The sequence below is a fragment of the Candidatus Methylomirabilota bacterium genome, from assembly GCA_036002485.1.
GTDB lineage: Bacteria > Methylomirabilota > Methylomirabilia > Rokubacteriales > CSP1-6 > AR37.
This window is the reverse complement of record DASYTI010000098.1, coordinates 1-17,713: the sequence shown is the minus strand read 5'-3', so window position 1 is coordinate 17,713 and position 17,713 is coordinate 1. Positions and strand designations below refer to the sequence as shown.

The window sequence follows — 17,713 nt, the reverse complement described above, 5'->3', positions numbered from 1 at the left end:
GAGGCTCGGTGGCGAGCTAGATCTCCAGTGGCTCCTGGAACAGCCCGGCATCATCTCGCGCGAGGAGCCGGCGCCGCTCGGGACAGAGGAGGGCTGGCCGCTGCTTCACGACGGGCTGGACAAGGCTCTCGCGGAGCTTTGCGCCCGGCGCGAGGCGGAAGGTGCCGCGCTCGACAAGGAGCTCCGCGCCCTCCTCGCCGCGATGGGCGAGCACGTCGGCGTGGTCGCCGCGCGCGGTCCCCTCGCCCTCGAGCGCAAGCAGCAGCGGCTTCGCGAGCGGGTTCAGATGCTCCTGGCCGGCACACCGCTCGATGAGGGGCGCCTGGCCACCGAGGTCGCCATGTGGGCCGAGAAGAGCGACGTCACCGAGGAGCTGGCGCGGCTTCGTTCGCACATGGGCGAGTTCGCGCGACTGCTCGACGAGGGCGGGCCGGTCGGCCGCACCCTCGACTTTCTGATCCAGGAGATGAATCGCGAGGTCAACACGCTGGGCTCCAAGGCCGACGACCTCGAGCTGTCCCAGGCGGCCATCGCCGCCAAGTCCACGCTCGAGAAGCTTCGCGAGCAGGTGCAAAATATCGAATGACTTTCGAGCCGAAACGGGGCCCGCAGTTCGAGCTGAGGGCCGGAGGCCCGAGGCGAGAGCTGAGTGAATCCCGCAGGCGCAGTTCGAGCCGAAGGGCGAAGCCGTGAGGCGAAGGCTGAGTAAATCAGCGGTGAGGCGAGGGCTGAGTTGGAACTGATCAAGCGGCGGGGCGCATTGATCGTCGTCTCCGCTCCCTCGGGGGCGGGCAAGACCACGCTCTGCCACGAGGTGCGCCAGCTCGTGCCCGATCTCTTCTACTCGGTCTCGTACACGACGAGGGCGCCCCGGCCGGGCGAGGTCGACGGCAAGGACTTCCACTTCGTGACGGACGCCGAGTTCCAGACCATGCGCGACAAGGACGAGTTCGCGGAGTGGGCGGAAGTGCATGGCCATCGCTACGGCACGCCGGCCAAGGCCCTGGAGGGGGCGCTCAACCGCGGGCTCGACGTGATCCTGGACATCGACACTCATGGCGCGCGGCAGCTGCGCCAGCGATATCCCGAGGCCGTTTCCGTCTTCATCATGGCGCCGTCCATGAGGGAGCTGGAGGCGCGCCTGCGGGAGCGGAAGAGCGACGCGGCCGTCGAGATCGTGCGACGGCTGAACCGGGCCCGCGAGGAAATTTCCGCGTGGCGCCAGTACGACTACCTCATCATCAACCGGGACGTCAAGGAGGCCGTGGACCAGCTCGCCACCGTGATCCAGGCGGAGCGCTGGCGCACGAGCCGCCTCACCCTGAAGTTCCCAGACGTGGAGGTGCCAGAGTGATGTCATTCCCGTCCTTGGAGCAGTCTCTCGACAAGGTCTCGAACCGCTATCTCCTGGTGGTGCTCGCCGCCAAGCGCGCCCGCCAGCTCAATCGCGGCGCCGCGGCCCAGGTGGACACGAAGCGGAAGAAGCCCACGAGCACGGCGCTGGAAGAGATCGCGCAGGCCAAGGTTGGCTACCGCGTGCGCGAAGAGGATCCGTCCAAGACATAGCGCCAGCCATGACACTCACGGGCAAACAGATTGTTCTGGGCGTCACGGGGAGCATCGCGGCCTACAAGGCCGTGCTGCTCCTGCGAGAGCTGACCTCCCGCGGGGCCGAGGTCACGGTAGTGATGTCGGCCAATGCCGAGCATTTCGTCGGCGCCCTGACCTTCCGCACGCTCTCGGGCCGGCCCGTGCTCTCGAGCCTCTTCGACCCGCAGAGCGAGGAGGCCGTCGAGCACGTCGCTCTCGCCGAGCGGGCCGATGTCTTCGTGGTGGCGCCGGCCACGGCCAATCTCCTGGCCAAGGCCGCCCACGGCATCGCCGATGACTTTTTGACGACGCTGCTTCTGGCCACCCGATGCCCCGTGCTGATGGCTCCGGCCATGGACGGCGGCATGTGGGACCACGCGGCCGTACAGGCCAATGTGGTGACGCTGCGCGAGCGCGGCGTCACCGTGCTGGAGCCCGAGGCCGGCGCGCTCGCCTCGGGGCTGTCCGGCCGGGGTCGGCTGCCCGAGGTGCCCACGCTCGTCGAGGCCGTCGAGCGCGCACTGACTCCGCGGCGCGATCTGGCCGGGGAGCGCATGCTCGTCACCTCCGGGCCGACCCGCGAGCCCATTGACCCCGTCCGCTATCTCTCGAACCGGTCCTCGGGCAAGATGGGCCACGCCGTGGCGGCCGCCGCGCTCCGGCGCGGGGCCGAGGTGGTGCTGATCTCCGGCCCCACCACGCTCCAGCCGCCTCCCGGCGCGGTCTATGTCCCCGTGCAGACGGCGGAGGAGATGCGAGAGGCCGCGTTGCAGCACCTGGCTTCCGCCAGCGTGGTCATCAAGGCCGCGGCTGTCGCCGACTATCGGGTGGAGCGACCGAGCGCGACCAAGATCAAGTCGGGGGGCAAGGACGAAGGGCTCACCCTCGATCTCGTGGCCAACCCGGACATTCTCAAGGAGCTGGCCCAGCGCAAGGGGGGCGCCTTCCTGGTCGGCTTCGCCGCCGAGACCAATGACGTGCGCGCGAACGCCGCCGAGAAGCTCCGGGCCAAGGGCGTCGATCTCCTCGTCGTCAACGACGTCAGCCAGCAAGGCATCGGCTTCGACGCCGAAGACAACCAGGTGCTGCTGCTCGATCGCTGGGGCGGCGCCCTCGAGCTGCCGCGCATGAGCAAGCTCGAAGTGGCGCACGCCATCCTCGACCGCGTCCTCGCGCTCCGCTCGACGCCGAAGACGCGGCGCGCCCAACCCTCCCACTGACCACGATGCAGGATCCGCGGGAGGCTCTGGGCCAGGCCCTGGCCGCCGCTGCCGACACCCTCAGGCATCACCGCGATCTGGGGCTCACGGAGATCGCGTGTCCGTTGACATCCTCACGAGATCCGGGAGCCGAGCTGGCCGCGCAGGAGCGCGCGCTTCAGGGCTGCCCGCGCTGCAAGCTCTCCAAGAGCCGCTCGACCATTGTCTTTGGCTCGGGGAATCCGCGGGCCCGCTTCGTCGTCATCGGCGAGGGGCCCGGCGAGGAAGAGGACAGGCAGGGCAAGCCCTTCGTCGGTCGCGCGGGGCAGCTCCTGACCAAGATGCTGGCCTCGGTGAAGTTCGACCGCGAGCGCGATTGCTATATCTGCAACGTCGTCAAGTGCCGCCCCGAGCGGAACCGCAATCCGGAGCCCGACGAGGTGGCAGCGTGCAACCCATTCCTGCTCGCCCAGCTCGATGCCATTCAGCCGGCGGTCATCCTGGCCATGGGCAACTTCGCCGCCCAGACCATGCTGGGCACCAAGGACGGCATCACCAAGCTCCGCGGGCGCGTCTACTCGTATCGAGACAGCGTGCTCGTACCGACCTTCCATCCCGCCTTCCTCCTGCGCAATCCGGGAGACCAGTACAAGCGCATGGCCTGGGACGACCTCAAGCTTGCCCGGCGCGAGTGGGAGCGCTTGACCACCCCTCAGCCCGACCCTCTCCCCTGAGGGGAGAGGGAGCCTAGTGCCGGACCAACTGACTTCGCCGGTTTTACTCAGCCCTCGCCTCGCAGCGTCGCTGCTCAGCTCGAAGGGCCACGTTCTCGGTCGGCAGCAGCCCTCAACGTACGTCCAACTCAGCCCTCGCCTCGTGGCTGCGCCTCTCAGCTCGAAGGGCCACGTACGCCTCGGGCTGCTGCCTCCCTCGGGCGTGGCGGTTCGAGCTAAGGGGCGAGCCCCGAGGCGAGGGCTGAATTGATGTGGCTCGTCATTTGGCCCGGCACTCTGGGGTCACGCATGAGTTCTAGGCAATACTCGTTGGAGGCCCCCTAGGGGATGATCGCGGAGGTTGTCTTCGATCTGCCGCTCGACCATTCATTCTCCTATCTCGTACCCGATTCGCTTGAACTGAAGCCCGGGCAGCGGGTGAGGGCGCCGCTCGGGGGGCGCGCCACCCGCGTGGGCGTGGTGGTGGCGCTCCGTCAGGGAGACGAGGCAAGACTGCGCCCCATCCAGCAGGTGGTGGACACGGCGCCCATCGTCTCCGCGGCTGGCCTCGCCCTCGGGCGCTGGGTCGCGGCCGAAAGTCTCTCGTCATGGGGCTCGACGCTCCTGGCTCTCCTGCCGCCGCCCTCGCGCGCCCGGCGCGCCGAGCCGGTTGCTCCCGCTCCCGAGCCAGCTCAGCCGGTCTCGCCTCGACCGCCGGAGCTGTGGACGTCCGCGGACCGTGGCGAGCGGCTTGGGGCCATGCTGGCCTCCGAGTCCGAGGCCGCGCTCGTCATCGCGCCAGACACCGCGAGCGCCGCTCGCTGGGCGCGGCGACTGGACGCGGCACGGCTCGACAGCGGGACCGGCGAAGCCGAGCGGCGAGAAGCCTGGTTCGCGGCCGCGCGGGGTCGCGCGCGCGTGGTCGTGGGCACCCGTGGCGCCCTCCTCGCGCCCCTGCCCCCCCCGGCCACGCTTGTCCTCCTCGAGGAGCACGACCCCGCTCACAAACCGCCTGGGCCGCCGCGACTGCATTCGCGCGACATCCTGGTGCGACGCGCGGCCCTCGACGGCAGCCGCCTCGTCTTCCTCTCGGGAGCGCCATCGGTCGAGAGCTGGGCCCGAGCCGACCACGGCGCTTTCACGCGCCTTCCCGATGCCGAGAGCCCCTGGCCGGAGATCATCACGGCGGACACCCGCGGCATTCTGCGCAACCATCCGCTCACGCTGCCCCTCACCCGCGCCATCGAGGACATGTCGCGGCGCGGCCGCGGCGTCGCTCTCGTGGTGGGCCGTGCCACCGGAGTCCTGGGCTGCAATGACTGTGGGGCGCTCTTGCGCTGTCCCGACTGCGCGGTGGCCCTCCAGGTTCGCCGGGACCGCCGCGCCCTCGTCTGCCGCCTCTGCGCCCGTGTCGAGCCGCTCCCGGACCGGTGCCCGGCCTGCGGCGGACGGCGACTCGGGCCCTTCGGCTGGGACACCGAGCGGGTCGAGGCCTCGGTGCGCCGGCGGTTTCCGCGCCTCACCGTCTCCCGCTCCGATCCCGGCGCCCAGGTCGTGATAGGCACGCCGGCGCTGCTGCGCGGCGGCGGCCCGGGCCGGTGGGGTGCGGTCGGCTTCGTGTGGCTGGACGGCTTCCTTCGCGTCCCGGACTTTCGCGCGAGCGAGGGCGTCTTCCAGCTCCTCTGGGCCGCGGCCGAAGCCGTGGGCGACTCCGGACGCGTGATCGCCCAGACGCTCCATCCCGATCACTACGCGCTGACCGCGGTCAGGGACCGCGCCCGCGAGGCTTTCTATGGTCGGGAGCTCGGCTTCCGCGCCGAGCTCGGCTATCCCCCGTACAAGCGCCTCTGTCATGTCTCCGCCCGTGGCAAGACGGCCGCGGCGGCGCTGGCTCTCCTCGATGAGGCCGCGGTCGCTCTCGCGGGCATCACGGGACTCGTCATCTATCCACCCGCGGCGCTGGGGGCGCCCGGCGCGGCGACGGCCGCGCGCTGGCGCTTCGTCATCAAGGGCCCCGTTGAGCTGCCCCGGCTCGTCGGTCCCGTCCTGCGGCCTTTTCTGGAGCGGGGCCGGCGCTCCGGCGGTGTGGTAGAAATAGAGATGGACCCTGTAACTACCTAGCGCTGAATAGAAAGGATTTCGAGATCCCGTGGCGCTACTCGACGTGAAGCTCTACGGTGACCCCATGCTCAGGCGCAAAGCCGCGCATGTCCGGGAGGTCACGCCCGAGCTCCGCCGGCTGATCGGTGACATGGTCGAGACCATGTACAACCAGATCGGCATCGGCCTCGCCGCCCCCCAGGTGGGCATCCCCTACCGCCTGCTCGTCATGGACGACGGCAAGGGCGGCGCGCGCGCGCTCATCAATCCCATCATCACGGGCCGAGGGGGATCGGTGGTCGACGAGGAGGGATGTCTGTCGCTGCCCGGAATCTTCGGCGAGGTCGAGCGCAGCAAGTGGGTGACGGTCCAGGCCACGGACGAGGACGGCAACCCCATAGACTTCGAGGCCCAGGGTCTCCTCGCGCGGGTCGTCCTGCACGAGATGGATCATCTGGACGGCGTACTCTTTATCGATCACCTCTCGCCCGTGGCGCGCGACCGTATCAAGAAGAAGATCCAGAAGCACGGCTTCCCCAAGGAGCGATCCTCTCGAGCATTCGCGCTGTAACTGTAGTGCGAGCCGAGACGCTGCCGAGTTGCCGCAGGCACGAGAGCGGCGAGGCGAGTTCCCAATCCAAGATGCGAGCCGAGACGCTGCCCGTCGTTCGAGCCGAAGGACGGCCGAGGGTCGAAGACCCGAGCGTCATGAGGCGAGTGCTGAGAAGATCCCGCAGGCACGAGAGCGTGGCGGTTCGAGGCGAGCGCCAGCGGCGCGAGCCGAGGGCTGAGTTAGGCGCGAGTTCCTGAAAAAGACCATGCGCGTTCTCTTCTACGGCACGCCGGAGTTCGCGCTGCCCACGCTCGAGGCCCTGCTCGAGCGTCACACCGTGATTGCCGCTATCACCCAGCCCGACAAGCCGGCCGGACGCGGCCAGCGCCTGTCGCCGCCGCCCGTCAAGGAGCGCGCGGAGCGCGCGGGGGTGCGGGTGATCCAGCCGCCGCGGCTCCGCGATCCCGGCTGGCCCGAGCGGCTGGCCGCGCTCGAGGCCGACATCGCGGTGGTCGTGGCCTTCGGGCAGATCTTGCCCAAGGCCGTGCTCGATGTTCCGCGCCGCGGATCGATCAATGTCCACGCCTCGCTCCTGCCTCGCTATCGCGGGGCCGCGCCCATCGCCTGGGCTATCATTCACGGCGAGACGGAGACGGGCATCACGACCTTCCAGATGGACCCGGGAATGGATACGGGCGCGCTGCTCCTCTCCGAATCCACGCCCATAGGTCTCGACGAGACGGCGGGCGAGCTCTCGGCCCGGCTCAGCACGATGGGCGCGCGGGTGATGATCCGCACGCTCGACGAGCTGGATTCACTGGTGCCGAAGCCGCAGGATCACGCCCAGGCGACCCTGGCCCCACGTCTCAAGAAGGAAGACGGCTGGCTGCGCCCGGGTGAGCCCGCGCGCGAGCTCGTCAACCGCGTGCGCGGCTGCAATCCCTGGCCCGGCGCCTCCCTGATGACGCCGGCGGGGCGTCTCATCATCTGGCGCGCCGGCGCCGTGCCGCACCCGAGCAAGGCCGCGCCCGGCACGCTCGTGGCGACCGGACCCGGGGCCACGTGCATCGCGACGGGAAGCGGCCTCCTGCTGCCCGTGGAGGTTCAGCCCGAAAGCCGAAAGTCCATGGGCTGGGAGGAATTCCTCCGCGGGGCGCGGCTCGGCCCCGGCGCCGTGGTCACGGAGCTCGGCGCATGAGCCCGGTGCTGCGCGCGGGACCGGTCTCCCAGGCGCGCTACGAGGCCCTTCGCATCCTCGTACGTGTGGAGGAAGACCGCGCGTTCGCCGACATCGTCCTCGAGCACGCCCTCGAGCATGCGCGCCTCGACTCCCGGGAGGCCGGGCTCTGCACCGAGCTGGTTTATGGCACGCTCCGGTGGCGCCGTCACCTCGATTGGCGCCTGACCCCGCATCTCAATCGCCCACTCGACAAGCTCGATCCGTGGGTGCGGACGGTGCTGCGTCTCACCGCCTATCAGATCTTCTTCCTCGACCGTGTCCCGCGCTGGGCGGCCGTGGACGAGGCCGTGAGCCTGGCCAAGCTCAAGGCGCGCAAGCCGGGTCCGCCCGAGTTCGTCAACGCCGTCTTGCGCTCGCTCACCCGCGCGGCGGGGCCGCCGCCCCTGCCCGCTCTGCCCGTCGAGGCGGCGGCCGTGCGCTCCTCGTTTCCCGACTGGATCGCCGCGCGCTGGATCGCGCGCTACGGCCAGCCCGAGGCCGAGGCGCTCATGCTCGCCTCGAACGACCGGCCGCCCACCACGATGCGCGTGAATCTGCTTCGCATCACGCGCGACGCCCTGGCCGGCCGGCTCCGCGACGAGGAGCTCGCCTACACGCGCCCGACCGCGCTCGCGCCCGAAGGGCTCCTCGTCGAGCGCGGGGCCGTGAGCCGCTGGGCCGCCTTCGCGGGCGGCTGGTGCACGATCCAGGACGAAGCGTCCATGCTCGTCTCGCGACTTCTGGACCCGCAGCCCGGCGAGCTCGTGGCCGATGCCTGCGCCGCGCCGGGAACCAAGGCCACCCACCTGGCCGAGCTCATGCGCAACCGTGGCCGCATCATCGCCATGGATCCGCAGGCGGCGCGGCTCAAGCTGGTGTCGAAGGGCGCCGCGCGCCTCGGCATCAGCATCATCGAGCCGCGGGTGGGCGGCGCGGCGGCGCTGGCCGGACACTGGAAGGGCAAGTGCGATCGCGTGCTGGTGGACGCGCCCTGCTCGAACCTGGGCGTGCTTCGTCGCAATCCGGAAGTCAAATGGCGCCGCACCGAGGAAGACCTGCGGCGGCTCCAGGCCAAGCAGCGAACCATCCTCGAAGCCGCCGCCTCCATGGTCAAGCGGGGCGGGCATCTCGTCTACGCCACCTGCTCGCTCGAGCCCGACGAGAACGAGGCCGTGGTCGCCACGTTGCTCGAGCGCCCCGGACAATGGCAGGTGGATCCACCCGAGAGCTTTCCCGTGGCGCCCGACGCCGCGGGATACGTCCGCCTCTTTCCCCACGTGCACGGCACCGACGGCTTCACCGCGATCAGACTCCGGAGAGCCCCTTGACGAGGGCCAGCGCGTGCGCGAGTTTGCGGGGTCGCGGTCGATGGAGTAAGGTCGTTTTACGATGAAGATCGCGCCGAGCATTCTCTCCGCCGATTTCGCCGCGCTGGGCGAGGCGGTGGCGCGCGTGGAGGCCGGCGGGGCCGACCAGCTTCACGTGGACGTGATGGACGGCTGCTTCGTCCCCAACCTGACCATCGGGCCGCCCGTGATCGAGTCCATTCGCAAGCGCACGCGCCTGCCCCTGGACGTCCACCTGATGATCGTCGAGCCCGAGCGCTATATCGAGACCTACGTTCGGGCGGGCGCGGACCTGCTGACCGTGCACGTCGAGGCCTGCCCCCACCTGGACCGGGTCCTCCACCAGATCAGGGAAGCCGGGGCCAAGGCCGGGGTGGCTCTCAACCCGGCAACCGGGCCCCAGGCCATCGAGTGGGTGCTGGACAACCTCGACCTCATCCTGATCATGTCAGTCAATCCGGGTTTCGGCGGCCAGTCCTTCATCCCCTCCTCCCTTGCAAAGGTGCGCCAGGTAAAGAATCTGATCGGCGGGCGACCCATCGAGATCTCGGTGGACGGCGGGGTCAACCGGGAGAAGGCGGGGCCGCTGGCCAAGGCCGGGGCGACCACGCTGGTGGCCGGATCGGCCATATTCGGCGCCCAGGATCCGGCCCAGGCTGTGAAGGATTTGCGGAGTGCGTCGGAAGTATTGAAGTAGGCTTGACTTTTTCCCCCTCCATCAGTAGTCTTTAGTGTTTCTTGAAGGCTTCTCCAGGGGTTAAGCCATGCTCGACAGCCTTACCACGCGCCTCACCGGCATCTTCGACCGGCTCCGCGGATATGGCCGGCTGACGGAGGAGAATATCCAGGAGGCGCTGCGCGAGGTGCGCGTGGCGCTTCTCGAAGCGGACGTCAATTTCAAAGTCGTGAAGGGCTTCGTCGAGCGTGTCCGGGTCAAGGCCATTGGTCAGGATGTGCTCACATCGCTGACCCCGGGCCAGCAAGTCGTCAAGATCGTCCGCGACGAGCTGATCGAGCTGCTGGGCGGCTCGGGACATCGGCTCACGATGGCCGCTCACCCGCCGACCGTCATCATGCTGGTGGGTCTGCAGGGCTCGGGCAAGACCACTTCCGCCGCGAAGCTCGCGCGTCACTTCCAGAAGCAGGGACAGCATCCCATCCTGGCCTCAGCCGACGTCTACCGTCCCGCCGCCATGGAGCAGCTGCGGCGTCTCGGCAAGGAGCTCGGCATCCCCGTGCTGGGGGAAGAGACACGGAAGCCCGTGGACATCTGCCGGGCGGCGCGAGACGAGGCGGCCCAGCGTGGCCTCTCGCCCCTCATCCTCGACACGGCCGGGCGGCTTCACATCGACGAGGAGATGCTCGACGAGCTCCGCGCCATCCGGAAGGAGACCGGGCCTCATCACGTGCTCCTCGTCGTGGACGCCATGACGGGGCAGGACGCCATCACCGTCGCCGACAAGTTCAATGCCGCCGTCGGCATCGATGCGGTGATTCTGACCAAGATGGACGGCGATGCCCGCGGCGGCGCGGCCCTCTCGGTCCGAGAGGTGACGGGCCGGCCCATTGCCTTCGTGGGCGTGGGCGAGAAGACCGACGCGCTCGAGCCCTTTCATCCCGATCGCCTCGCCCAGCGCATCCTGGGCATGGGCGATGTGCTGTCACTCGTCGAGAAAGCCCAGGCCCATGTCGACGCGACGCAGGCGGCCGAACTCGAGCGGAAGATCCGCGACGAGAGCTTCTCGCTCGAAGACTTCGCCGCGCAGCTCAAGCAGCTCCGCTCGATGGGGCCGCTCAGCCAGCTGCTGGACATGGTGCCGATGTTCAAGGGCGCCAAGGGCATGCCCAAGGAGCTCAAGGGCGAGGAGCAGGATCTGAAGAAGTACGAGGCCATCATCGGCTCGATGACGCCCGAGGAGCGCGTGAAGCCGCAGGTCATCAACGGCAGCCGGCGCACCCGCATCGCCAAGGGTAGCGGAACGCAGGTCTCCGACGTCAACCGGCTGTTGAAGCAGTATGCGCAGCTCAAGCAGATGATGAAGGGCTTGAAGCAGATGGAAGGGCGCATGGGCAAGCTGAAGGGGGCCCTGCCGTTCTTGCCTCGATAACTCCAGAGAGAGGTGAACAGTGGCCGTACATATCAGGTTGAGAAGGACAGGGACGACCAAGAAGCCGGCCTACCGCGTGGTGGTGGCCGATTCGCGGGCCGCGCGCGACGGGCGCTTCATCGAGGTGATCGGGCACTACAACCCGATCACCAAGCCGCCCACGCTCAAAATCGAGACCGACAAGGCGGCGGAGTGGATCAAGAAGGGCGCGCAGCCGTCGAATACCGTGAAGAACCTGCTGGCGCTGGCCAACAAGGCCGCGGCCGCAGCGGCCAAGGTATAGGACGGGCATGACCGCGGAGGCTCTCGTCGCCGTCGGACAGGTGCTCCGGCCCTGGGGGCTCGGCGGCGAGGTCCGGGTGCGGCCGCTGACCGACCGCCCCGAGGAGCGCTTCGGCGCTCTGCACGAGTGCGTGCTGTGGGACCCGCGGGCCGATCGGCGCGAGCCCTGCTGTGTCGCCTCGTGCCGCTTCGAGGGTGAGACGGTGCTGATCCGGATGGAGGGCGTGACATCGCCCGAAGCCGCGCAGCGGCTCACGGGACGGCTCCTCGCGGTGGCGCAAGAGGACGTGCTGCCCGCTCCCGAAGGGTCTTTCTACCCCTGGGAGATGGCGGGGGCGGCGGTGGAGACACCCGATGGCCGGCGCGTCGGGGAGTTCGTCAGGGTCGAAGGCAGCGAGGCGCAGCCGCTCTGGGTCATCGCCGAGAACGGGCGAGAGCACCTGGTGCCGGCCGTGGCCGAGATCGTCGTCGAGGTGAACCGGGCCGAGCGGCGGATCGTGATCGATCCGCCGGAGGGGCTGCTCGAGCTGTGAGACTGGACATCGTCACGCTATTCCCCGGCATGGTCGAGCCGGCGCTTGCCGACTCCATCGTCGGACGGGCGCGCGAGCGCGGGCTCGTGGACCTCCGCGTCCACAACCTGCGCGACTGGGCCCCGGGCAAGCACCGCGTGACGGACGACACGCCCTTCGGCGGCGGCGGCGGGATGATCCTGAAACCCGAGCCGCTGGCCGCGTGTATCGAGGCGCTGCGGGGGGCGGAGACCAGGGTCGTCCTTCTGGACCCGGCGGGACGGCGCTTTACCCAGGAGGTGGCGCGCGAGTATGCGAGCCGGCCGCACCTGGTCCTGCTGTGCGGACGCTACGAGGGTGTGGACGAGCGGGTGCGCGAGCATCTCATCGATGAAGAGCTGTCGATCGGCGACTACGTGCTGTCGGGTGGGGAAGCGGCCGCGCTGGTCGTGACGGAGGCAGTGACGCGGCTGCAGCCCGGTGTCCTCGGCGACGCGAGGGCGCCCGCCCGGGATTCGTTCTCCCGGGCGCTGCTCGAGCATCCGCACTACACGCGCCCCGAAGTGTTCCGGGGCTGGGCGGTGCCGGAGGTGCTCCGCTCGGGCGATCACGCGCTGATCGACCGATGGAAGCGCCTCATGACCGTGTGGCGCACCTGGCAGCGGCGGCGGGAGCTGCTGGAGACGGCGGATCTCTCGCCAGAGGAGCAGAAGTGGGTGGACGGTTTTCGACAGGGCCGGACGCCGGACGACTATCTCGCCCACGGACGGGCGACTCATGAGCCAGGCGTCGGACCACCAATTCAGTGAGGAGTGACGAGTCATGCAAGCCATTAACATCGTGGACGCGGGACAGCTCAAGAAAGATCGGGGCGGCTTCGCCCCGGGCGACACCGTGCGCGTCTCCGTCAAGGTTGTCGAGGGTGAGAAGGAGCGCCTGCAGGCCTTCGAGGGCGTGGTGATCCGCAAACGCGGGGGTGGGGCCAGCGCCTCGTTCACCGTGCGGCGCATCTCCTACGGCGTGGGCGTAGAGCGGACCTTTCCCCTCCACTCGCCGCGCATCGACAAGATCCAGGTGACCAAGCGCGCGACGGTGCGGCGCTCGAAGCTCTACTACCTGAGAGACCTGGCCGGCAAGGCGGCGCGCCTCAAGGAGAAGCGCGTGGCCCAGGTGCCGGCCGCCGGCGAGCCGGAGTAGAGCAAGGCAGCGGGGGATCGGGCCACGGGCGCCCCGTATCGCTTCGAGCTGGCGGCGTGGCGGCGCGGCTTCGTCCGCGTGGCCGGAGTGGACGAAGCGGGGCGCGGCCCCCTGGCGGGGCCGGTGGTGGCGGCGGCGGTCATTCTCGAGGCGGGGACGCGGATCAGGGGGGTGGATGATTCGAAGCGGCTCACTCCGGACGAGCGAAAGGCGCTCGACGTCGTGATCCGCGCCCGTGCGGTGGCCATCGGGGTCGGGATCATGGATAGCCAGACGATCGATCGCGTGAACATTCTGGAGGCCACGCGCCGGGCCATGCGCCTGGCCCTGAACGCGCTCGGGCGCGAGCCCGAGCTGGTGCTGACGGATTTCGTGTTCCTCGACGGGTTGCCGTGTCCGCAGCGGAACCTGGTCGCAGGAGACCAGCGGTCGGCCACGGTGGCCGCCGCCTCGATCATTGCCAAGGTGGCAAGGGACGGGATCATGGAAGAGGCGGATCGCGAGTACCCCCAGTATGGCTTCGGCCAGCACAAGGGCTACGCGACCCTCACCCATAGGGCCGCGCTCATGACGCACGGGCCCTGTCCGCTCCACCGCCTTTCTTTCGCTGGCGTGAGCCAGCCGGATCTTTTCCCGGAGATGTTCTCGATCACAGCGGACGAGGAGTAAACCATGGCGACTGACACAAGAAGGACAACCGGCATCAAGGGTGAAGAGGAGGCGGCCCGTTTTCTCTCGCGGTGCGGGTACGCCATCCTCGACAAGAACGTCCGCACGCGCGTCGGCGAGATTGATCTCGTGGCGAAAGAGGGCAAGACCCTCGTCTTCGTCGAGGTCAAAACGCGCAAGGAGATCGCGGAGGCGGTGCCCCCGGTGCCGCCGCAGGCCGGCGTCCACACGCGCAAGCAGAACAAGCTGGGAAAGCTCGCCCAGAGCTATCTCAAGCTCAAGCGCCTGCGCGAGCAGCCCTGCCGCTTCGACGTGGTCGCCGTGGTCGTCAACGACGAGGGCGGGGTCAAGGCGATCCGGCACATCCCGAACGCGTTCTCTGTGGCGGCGTGGTAGTTCGAGGCGCAGCCGCAGGCGAGCCGAGTGCTGAGTCAATCGTTCGAGGCGCAGCCGCAGGCGAGCCGAGTGCTGAGTCAATCGTTCGAGGCGCAGCCGCAGGCGAGCCGAGTGCGGAGTCGATCGTTCGAGGCGCCGCCGCCGGCGAGCCGAGTGCTGAGTCAATCGTTCGAGGCGCCGCCGCAGGCGAGCCGAGTGCTGAGTCAATCGTTCGAGGCGCAGCCGCAGGCGAGCCGAGTGCTGAGTCGATCCTCCGAAGTCTAGCGGCCCATGGACCGCTCGGAGCTATTTGAAGCGACGCTGAAGCTCGAGCCCGGGCGCAGCGCGCTCGTCGTCGTGGACATGCAGCGCGCGTTTCTCGATCCGGGTGAGGCCATGGAAGTGCCGGCGGCCCGGGAGATCGTTCCTCAGATTCGCGCGCTCCTCGGTCTCTTCCGCAGCAAGCACCTGCCCGTCGTCTACACCGAGTTCACCTATTCCGAGCAGGTGCCCATTCTCGTCGGCCTTCTTCACCCCGAGCACCGGCGCGCGGCCCCAGGCACTCCCCGAGGCTTCGGCATGCCGTCTTCGTCCTGCCTCTTGGGCGAGGCCAATGTCCACGTCGTCCCCGAGCTCGCGCCAGAGCCAGGCGAGCTCGTGGTGACCAAGCACTACTACGACGGCTTCAACGGCACCGTGCTCGACTCGGCCCTCCGCGCCCGCAGCATCACCCATCTCGTGATCACGGGCACCCTGACCGACATTTGCGTCCTCGCCACCGTGATCGGCGGCATGAACCGCGAGTACCGCATGACCGTGGTCGAGGACGCCACGGCCACCCTCTGGCCCGAGATCCAGCGTGCCACGCTCGACATCATCCGCCGCGCCTACGCCCGCGTGGTCAGCACCAAGCAGCTCGCCGAGGAGATCGGCCGCTGGTCGCCCTCAAAGGCCGACCTGTGATACGTTTCTGGCTATGAACAACGGATTCCGCTTCTCGGGTTGCCTCCCGGCGAACCTGCTCCCCTTCACCGCCGATCTCCAGATCGACGTGGCGGCCTACAAGAAGCACCTGCGCTGGCTCGCCGATACGAAGGGCGTGACGGGGATCGTGGCCAATGGGCATGCCGCCGAGGTGTCCTCGCTCTCGCGCGAGGAGCGCAAGCGTGCCCTGGCCCTGGCCCTCGAAGAAGTCGGCGGCAAGGTGCCCGTGATCGCGGGTGTCTACTGCGACGGCACCCAGGAGGCCATCGAGCTCGCGCGCGATGCCAGGGCCGCGGGCGCCTCGGGGCTCCTCGTGTTCCCGCCGACCATCTTCATGTGGGGCGCGCAGGTGAAGCCGGAGATGGTCCTCCGGCATTTCTCCATGCTGGCGGACGGCGTGGACCTGCCCCTGATCGTCTTCGAGTACCCGCTGGCCTCGGGCATGGGCTACTCGGCCGAGACCCTGGGCGAGCTCTGCAAGATCCCCACGGTGGCCGGGGTCAAGGACTGGTCCAACGACATCGTGTCCTACGAGAAGAATCTGCGCGCGCTGCGCGCCTCGGGGCGCCCGGTGGCCATGCTGTCCTCCTTCACCGTGTCGCTCATGGCCAGCTTCTGCCTGGGCGCCGATGGCTGCATCTCGGGCATGGGGAGCGTGGTCGCGGATCTCCAGGCCGAGCTCTTCGCCGCGGTGCAAGCGGGCAATCTTGCCGAGGCCCACCGCATCAACGAGCACCTGGCCCCGCTGGTCGGGATCTTCTATGCGCCGCCCTTCGTTGACATGCATAACCGGATGAAGGAGGCGCTCGCGCTTCTCGGACGCATTCCCGCCGCGCATGTGCGGCCGCCCCTGACGCCGGTGTCGGAGGACGAGCGGCACCGGATTCGCCTCGCCCTTCGGGCCGCCGGACTCACTGGCTGAGCCCTTGCGCCGCCCTCGGCGCCTGGGGTATAAAGCCTTGCGTTGCCGTGACTTTTCGTGTAGATAAGGTCAGCTTTCGCCGGTGCGCGCGCTCGGCGCGTCGATGGTGCCATCCAGAGCCTACGGGAAAAGTCCCGTCACTTCTGAAAAGGGAGGGTGACATGCAGAGGATATTCAAGTCGAGGGTCCGCTGGGGAGTTGGCTTGTTCGCTTTGGCGGTCGCGACCTTGACGGCTTTTGCTCTGGCTGGCGCGGCCCCTCCCGCCGGGGCACCCGCCGAGCTCAAGGTGGGATTCGTCGATTTCTTGTCCGGCCCGGCGGTGCTGTTCGGCGCGTCCGGAAAGAACACCGCGGAGTGGATGGTTGACAAGTGGAACAAGGAGGGCGGAATCCGGGGCGTGAAGGTGAAGCTCGTGATCGTGGACGAGGCGGGTGGGCCTGACAAGCAGGTCACCGAGTTTCGGCGTCTCGCCCTCGACGAGAAGGTGGACTCGGTGGTGGGCGTGACCTCGAGCGCCACCTGCCTCGCCGTGGCCCCGGTGGCCGAGGAGCTCAAAGTCCTCACGGTCGTCCATATCTGCGGGACGCGCCGGTTGACCGAGGAGCGACCGTTGAAGTACGTCTTCAGAACATCGAATCATCAGGCGGCGGACAGCGTCATGCTGGCCCGGTATGTCCTCTCCGTGAAGCCAGACGTGAAGACGATCGCGGGCGCCAACGAGGACTATGCCTGGGGCCGGGATTCCTGGGATGACTTCAAGGGAGCGATGCTCAAGCTCAAGCCGGACGTCAAGGTCGTGGCTGAGCTCTGGACGAAGATCCAGGCCGGGGAGTATTCGGCGGAGATCTCGAAGCTCCTGGTGGCCAAGCCCGACGTGGTACACAGCACCTTCTGGGCGGCCGGGCTGCTCACGTTCGTGAAACAGGGAGGGCCACGGGGGTTGTTCAAGGATAGCCTCGTGGCCTTGAGCGTGGCCGAGCAGTCGCTCCAGGACCTCAAGAAGGAGATGCCCGACGGCGTGATCGTGGCTCCCAGAGCGACGGCAGGCTATTTCCTGTATCCGGACCCCGAGAAGAACCCTCTCCAGAAGGACTTCGTGGAGGGCATCAAAGCGCGCTACGGACGTTATCCCGAGTACGCCTATCACCGCACCTATCAGGCAATGGCGGGGCTCAAAGCCGCCTACGAGAAGGCTATTGACCAGGGCGGCGGCCGGTGGCCGAAGACCGAAGATGTCATCAAGGCGCTGGAAGGGCTGACCTGGCAGACGCCGTATGGTCCCATCACCATGCGGGCCGATCACCAGGCGGTGCACGGGGGAATCGTGGGGATGACCAAGTTCAATCCGAAGTACGGCTTCGCCACGATGGACCGCTTGGTCACGTTCCGGGCTGAGGAGATCATGCCGCCGGTCGGCGTCAAGAGTCCCGACTGGATCGGCACGCTCACGAAATAGCCCTCCTGCGGGACACGGGGCGCGAGGGAAGGGGTGAGTTCGCCCCTTCCCTCATCCCGTTCGACCGCGGGCCGTCACCATGCGCCTCTTCACCACGATCGTCATGGACGGGACCGTCTTTGCCGCCGTCCTTTTCCTGATCTCTGTCGGCCTGACCCTTGTCTTCGGAGTGCTCCGCATCCTGAACGTGGCCCACGGCGGCCTCTATGCCTTCGGGGCGTTCACGGCCACCTCCCTGGCCTTGTGGCTCCTGGGCACGGGCGCGAATCCATACCTCACCTATCTGATGCTCCTGCTCGCACCCGTGATCGTCGGCCTGATCGCGGGCCCCCTCATCGAGCGCGTCTTCCTGCAGCGAGTGTACGGCCGGGCGGAGGCGATCCAGCTCCTGCTCACGTTTTCGATCTTCCTGATCCTGGACGATCTGATGAAGCTCATCTGGGGAACCAAGCCGTTGTTCGTCAGCGAGCCCTACACGCTCCTCGGG

The 17,713-nt window shown here is 68.5% G+C and carries 20 protein-coding genes and 1 pseudogene; all 21 read left to right on the top strand.

Going from position 1 to position 17,713, the window contains the following annotated elements:
- A partial coding sequence (locus tag VGT00_09565; protein HEV8531652.1) for a DUF1732 domain-containing protein occupies window positions 1-586 on the top strand: 586 nt, incomplete at its 5' end.
- 156 nt (window positions 587-742) lie between these two features.
- Complete coding sequence (gene gmk, locus VGT00_09560) at window positions 743-1,354, top strand: guanylate kinase (GenBank protein ID HEV8531651.1); 612 nt, start codon at window positions 743-745, stop codon at window positions 1,352-1,354.
- Complete coding sequence (rpoZ, locus tag VGT00_09555) at window positions 1,354-1,566, top strand: DNA-directed RNA polymerase subunit omega (protein ID HEV8531650.1); 213 nt, start codon at window positions 1,354-1,356, stop codon at window positions 1,564-1,566. The genes gmk and rpoZ overlap by 1 nt, the downstream gene beginning before the upstream one ends.
- Window positions 1,567-1,574: 8 nt before the next feature.
- The gene (gene coaBC / locus VGT00_09550; protein HEV8531649.1) at window positions 1,575-2,810 is read left to right on the top strand and encodes a bifunctional phosphopantothenoylcysteine decarboxylase/phosphopantothenate--cysteine ligase CoaBC; all 1,236 of its coding nucleotides are present in this window, start codon (window positions 1,575-1,577) and stop codon (window positions 2,808-2,810) included.
- A 5-nt stretch (window positions 2,811-2,815) separates the two neighbouring features.
- On the top strand, window positions 2,816-3,523 hold the full coding sequence (locus VGT00_09545; GenBank protein HEV8531648.1) for a uracil-DNA glycosylase: 708 nt from the start codon (window positions 2,816-2,818) through the stop codon (window positions 3,521-3,523).
- Between the two features lie 327 nt (window positions 3,524-3,850).
- The gene (locus VGT00_09540; GenBank protein HEV8531647.1) at window positions 3,851-5,623 is read left to right on the top strand and encodes a hypothetical protein; all 1,773 of its coding nucleotides are present in this window, start codon (window positions 3,851-3,853) and stop codon (window positions 5,621-5,623) included.
- Window positions 5,624-5,651: 28 nt separating this feature from the next.
- The gene (def, locus tag VGT00_09535; protein HEV8531646.1) at window positions 5,652-6,173 is read left to right on the top strand and encodes a peptide deformylase; all 522 of its coding nucleotides are present in this window, start codon (window positions 5,652-5,654) and stop codon (window positions 6,171-6,173) included.
- Between the two features lie 247 nt (window positions 6,174-6,420).
- Window positions 6,421-7,353: a methionyl-tRNA formyltransferase gene (gene fmt, locus VGT00_09530; protein HEV8531645.1), complete on the top strand. Its 933-nt coding sequence runs from the start codon at window positions 6,421-6,423 to the stop codon at window positions 7,351-7,353.
- Window positions 7,350-8,702: a 16S rRNA (cytosine(967)-C(5))-methyltransferase RsmB gene (gene rsmB, locus VGT00_09525; protein HEV8531644.1), complete on the top strand. Its 1,353-nt coding sequence runs from the start codon at window positions 7,350-7,352 to the stop codon at window positions 8,700-8,702. Before fmt ends, rsmB begins: the two co-directional genes overlap by 4 nt.
- Window positions 8,703-8,763: 61 nt before the next feature.
- Complete coding sequence (rpe, locus tag VGT00_09520) at window positions 8,764-9,417, top strand: ribulose-phosphate 3-epimerase (GenBank protein HEV8531643.1); 654 nt, start codon at window positions 8,764-8,766, stop codon at window positions 9,415-9,417.
- 67 nt (window positions 9,418-9,484) lie between these two features.
- Window positions 9,485-10,828, top strand: coding sequence for a signal recognition particle protein (gene ffh / locus VGT00_09515; protein HEV8531642.1), 1,344 nt, complete (start codon window positions 9,485-9,487; stop codon window positions 10,826-10,828).
- 19 nt (window positions 10,829-10,847) lie between these two features.
- A complete protein-coding gene (rpsP, locus tag VGT00_09510) occupies window positions 10,848-11,111 on the top strand; it encodes a 30S ribosomal protein S16 (protein HEV8531641.1) in 264 nt (87 codons plus the stop codon).
- Between the two features lie 7 nt (window positions 11,112-11,118).
- Window positions 11,119-11,643 carry a ribosome maturation factor RimM gene (rimM, locus tag VGT00_09505; protein HEV8531640.1) on the top strand — a complete coding sequence of 175 codons (525 nt, stop codon included), beginning with the start codon at window positions 11,119-11,121 and terminating at the stop codon, window positions 11,641-11,643.
- A complete protein-coding gene (gene trmD / locus VGT00_09500; GenBank protein HEV8531639.1) occupies window positions 11,640-12,431 on the top strand; it encodes a tRNA (guanosine(37)-N1)-methyltransferase TrmD in 792 nt (263 codons plus the stop codon). The genes rimM and trmD overlap by 4 nt, the downstream gene beginning before the upstream one ends.
- A 13-nt stretch (window positions 12,432-12,444) precedes the next feature.
- The gene (gene rplS / locus VGT00_09495; GenBank protein HEV8531638.1) at window positions 12,445-12,819 is read left to right on the top strand and encodes a 50S ribosomal protein L19; all 375 of its coding nucleotides are present in this window, start codon (window positions 12,445-12,447) and stop codon (window positions 12,817-12,819) included.
- Between the two features lie 45 nt (window positions 12,820-12,864).
- Window positions 12,865-13,488 (top strand): annotated as a pseudogene (locus tag VGT00_09490) (ribonuclease HII).
- A 3-nt stretch (window positions 13,489-13,491) separates the two neighbouring features.
- Window positions 13,492-13,884, top strand: a complete 393-nt coding sequence (locus VGT00_09485; GenBank protein HEV8531637.1) for a YraN family protein — start codon at window positions 13,492-13,494, stop codon at window positions 13,882-13,884.
- Between the two features lie 270 nt (window positions 13,885-14,154).
- Complete coding sequence (locus VGT00_09480) at window positions 14,155-14,826, top strand: isochorismatase family cysteine hydrolase (protein ID HEV8531636.1); 672 nt, start codon at window positions 14,155-14,157, stop codon at window positions 14,824-14,826.
- Window positions 14,827-14,839: 13 nt separating this feature from the next.
- Complete coding sequence (locus VGT00_09475) at window positions 14,840-15,769, top strand: dihydrodipicolinate synthase family protein (GenBank protein ID HEV8531635.1); 930 nt, start codon at window positions 14,840-14,842, stop codon at window positions 15,767-15,769.
- A gap of 287 nt (window positions 15,770-16,056) precedes the next feature.
- A complete protein-coding gene (locus VGT00_09470; protein HEV8531634.1) occupies window positions 16,057-17,226 on the top strand; it encodes an ABC transporter substrate-binding protein in 1,170 nt (389 codons plus the stop codon).
- Between the two features lie 79 nt (window positions 17,227-17,305).
- The coding region (locus VGT00_09465) for a branched-chain amino acid ABC transporter permease (protein ID HEV8531633.1) at window positions 17,306-17,713 on the top strand (408 nt) is incomplete at its 3' end.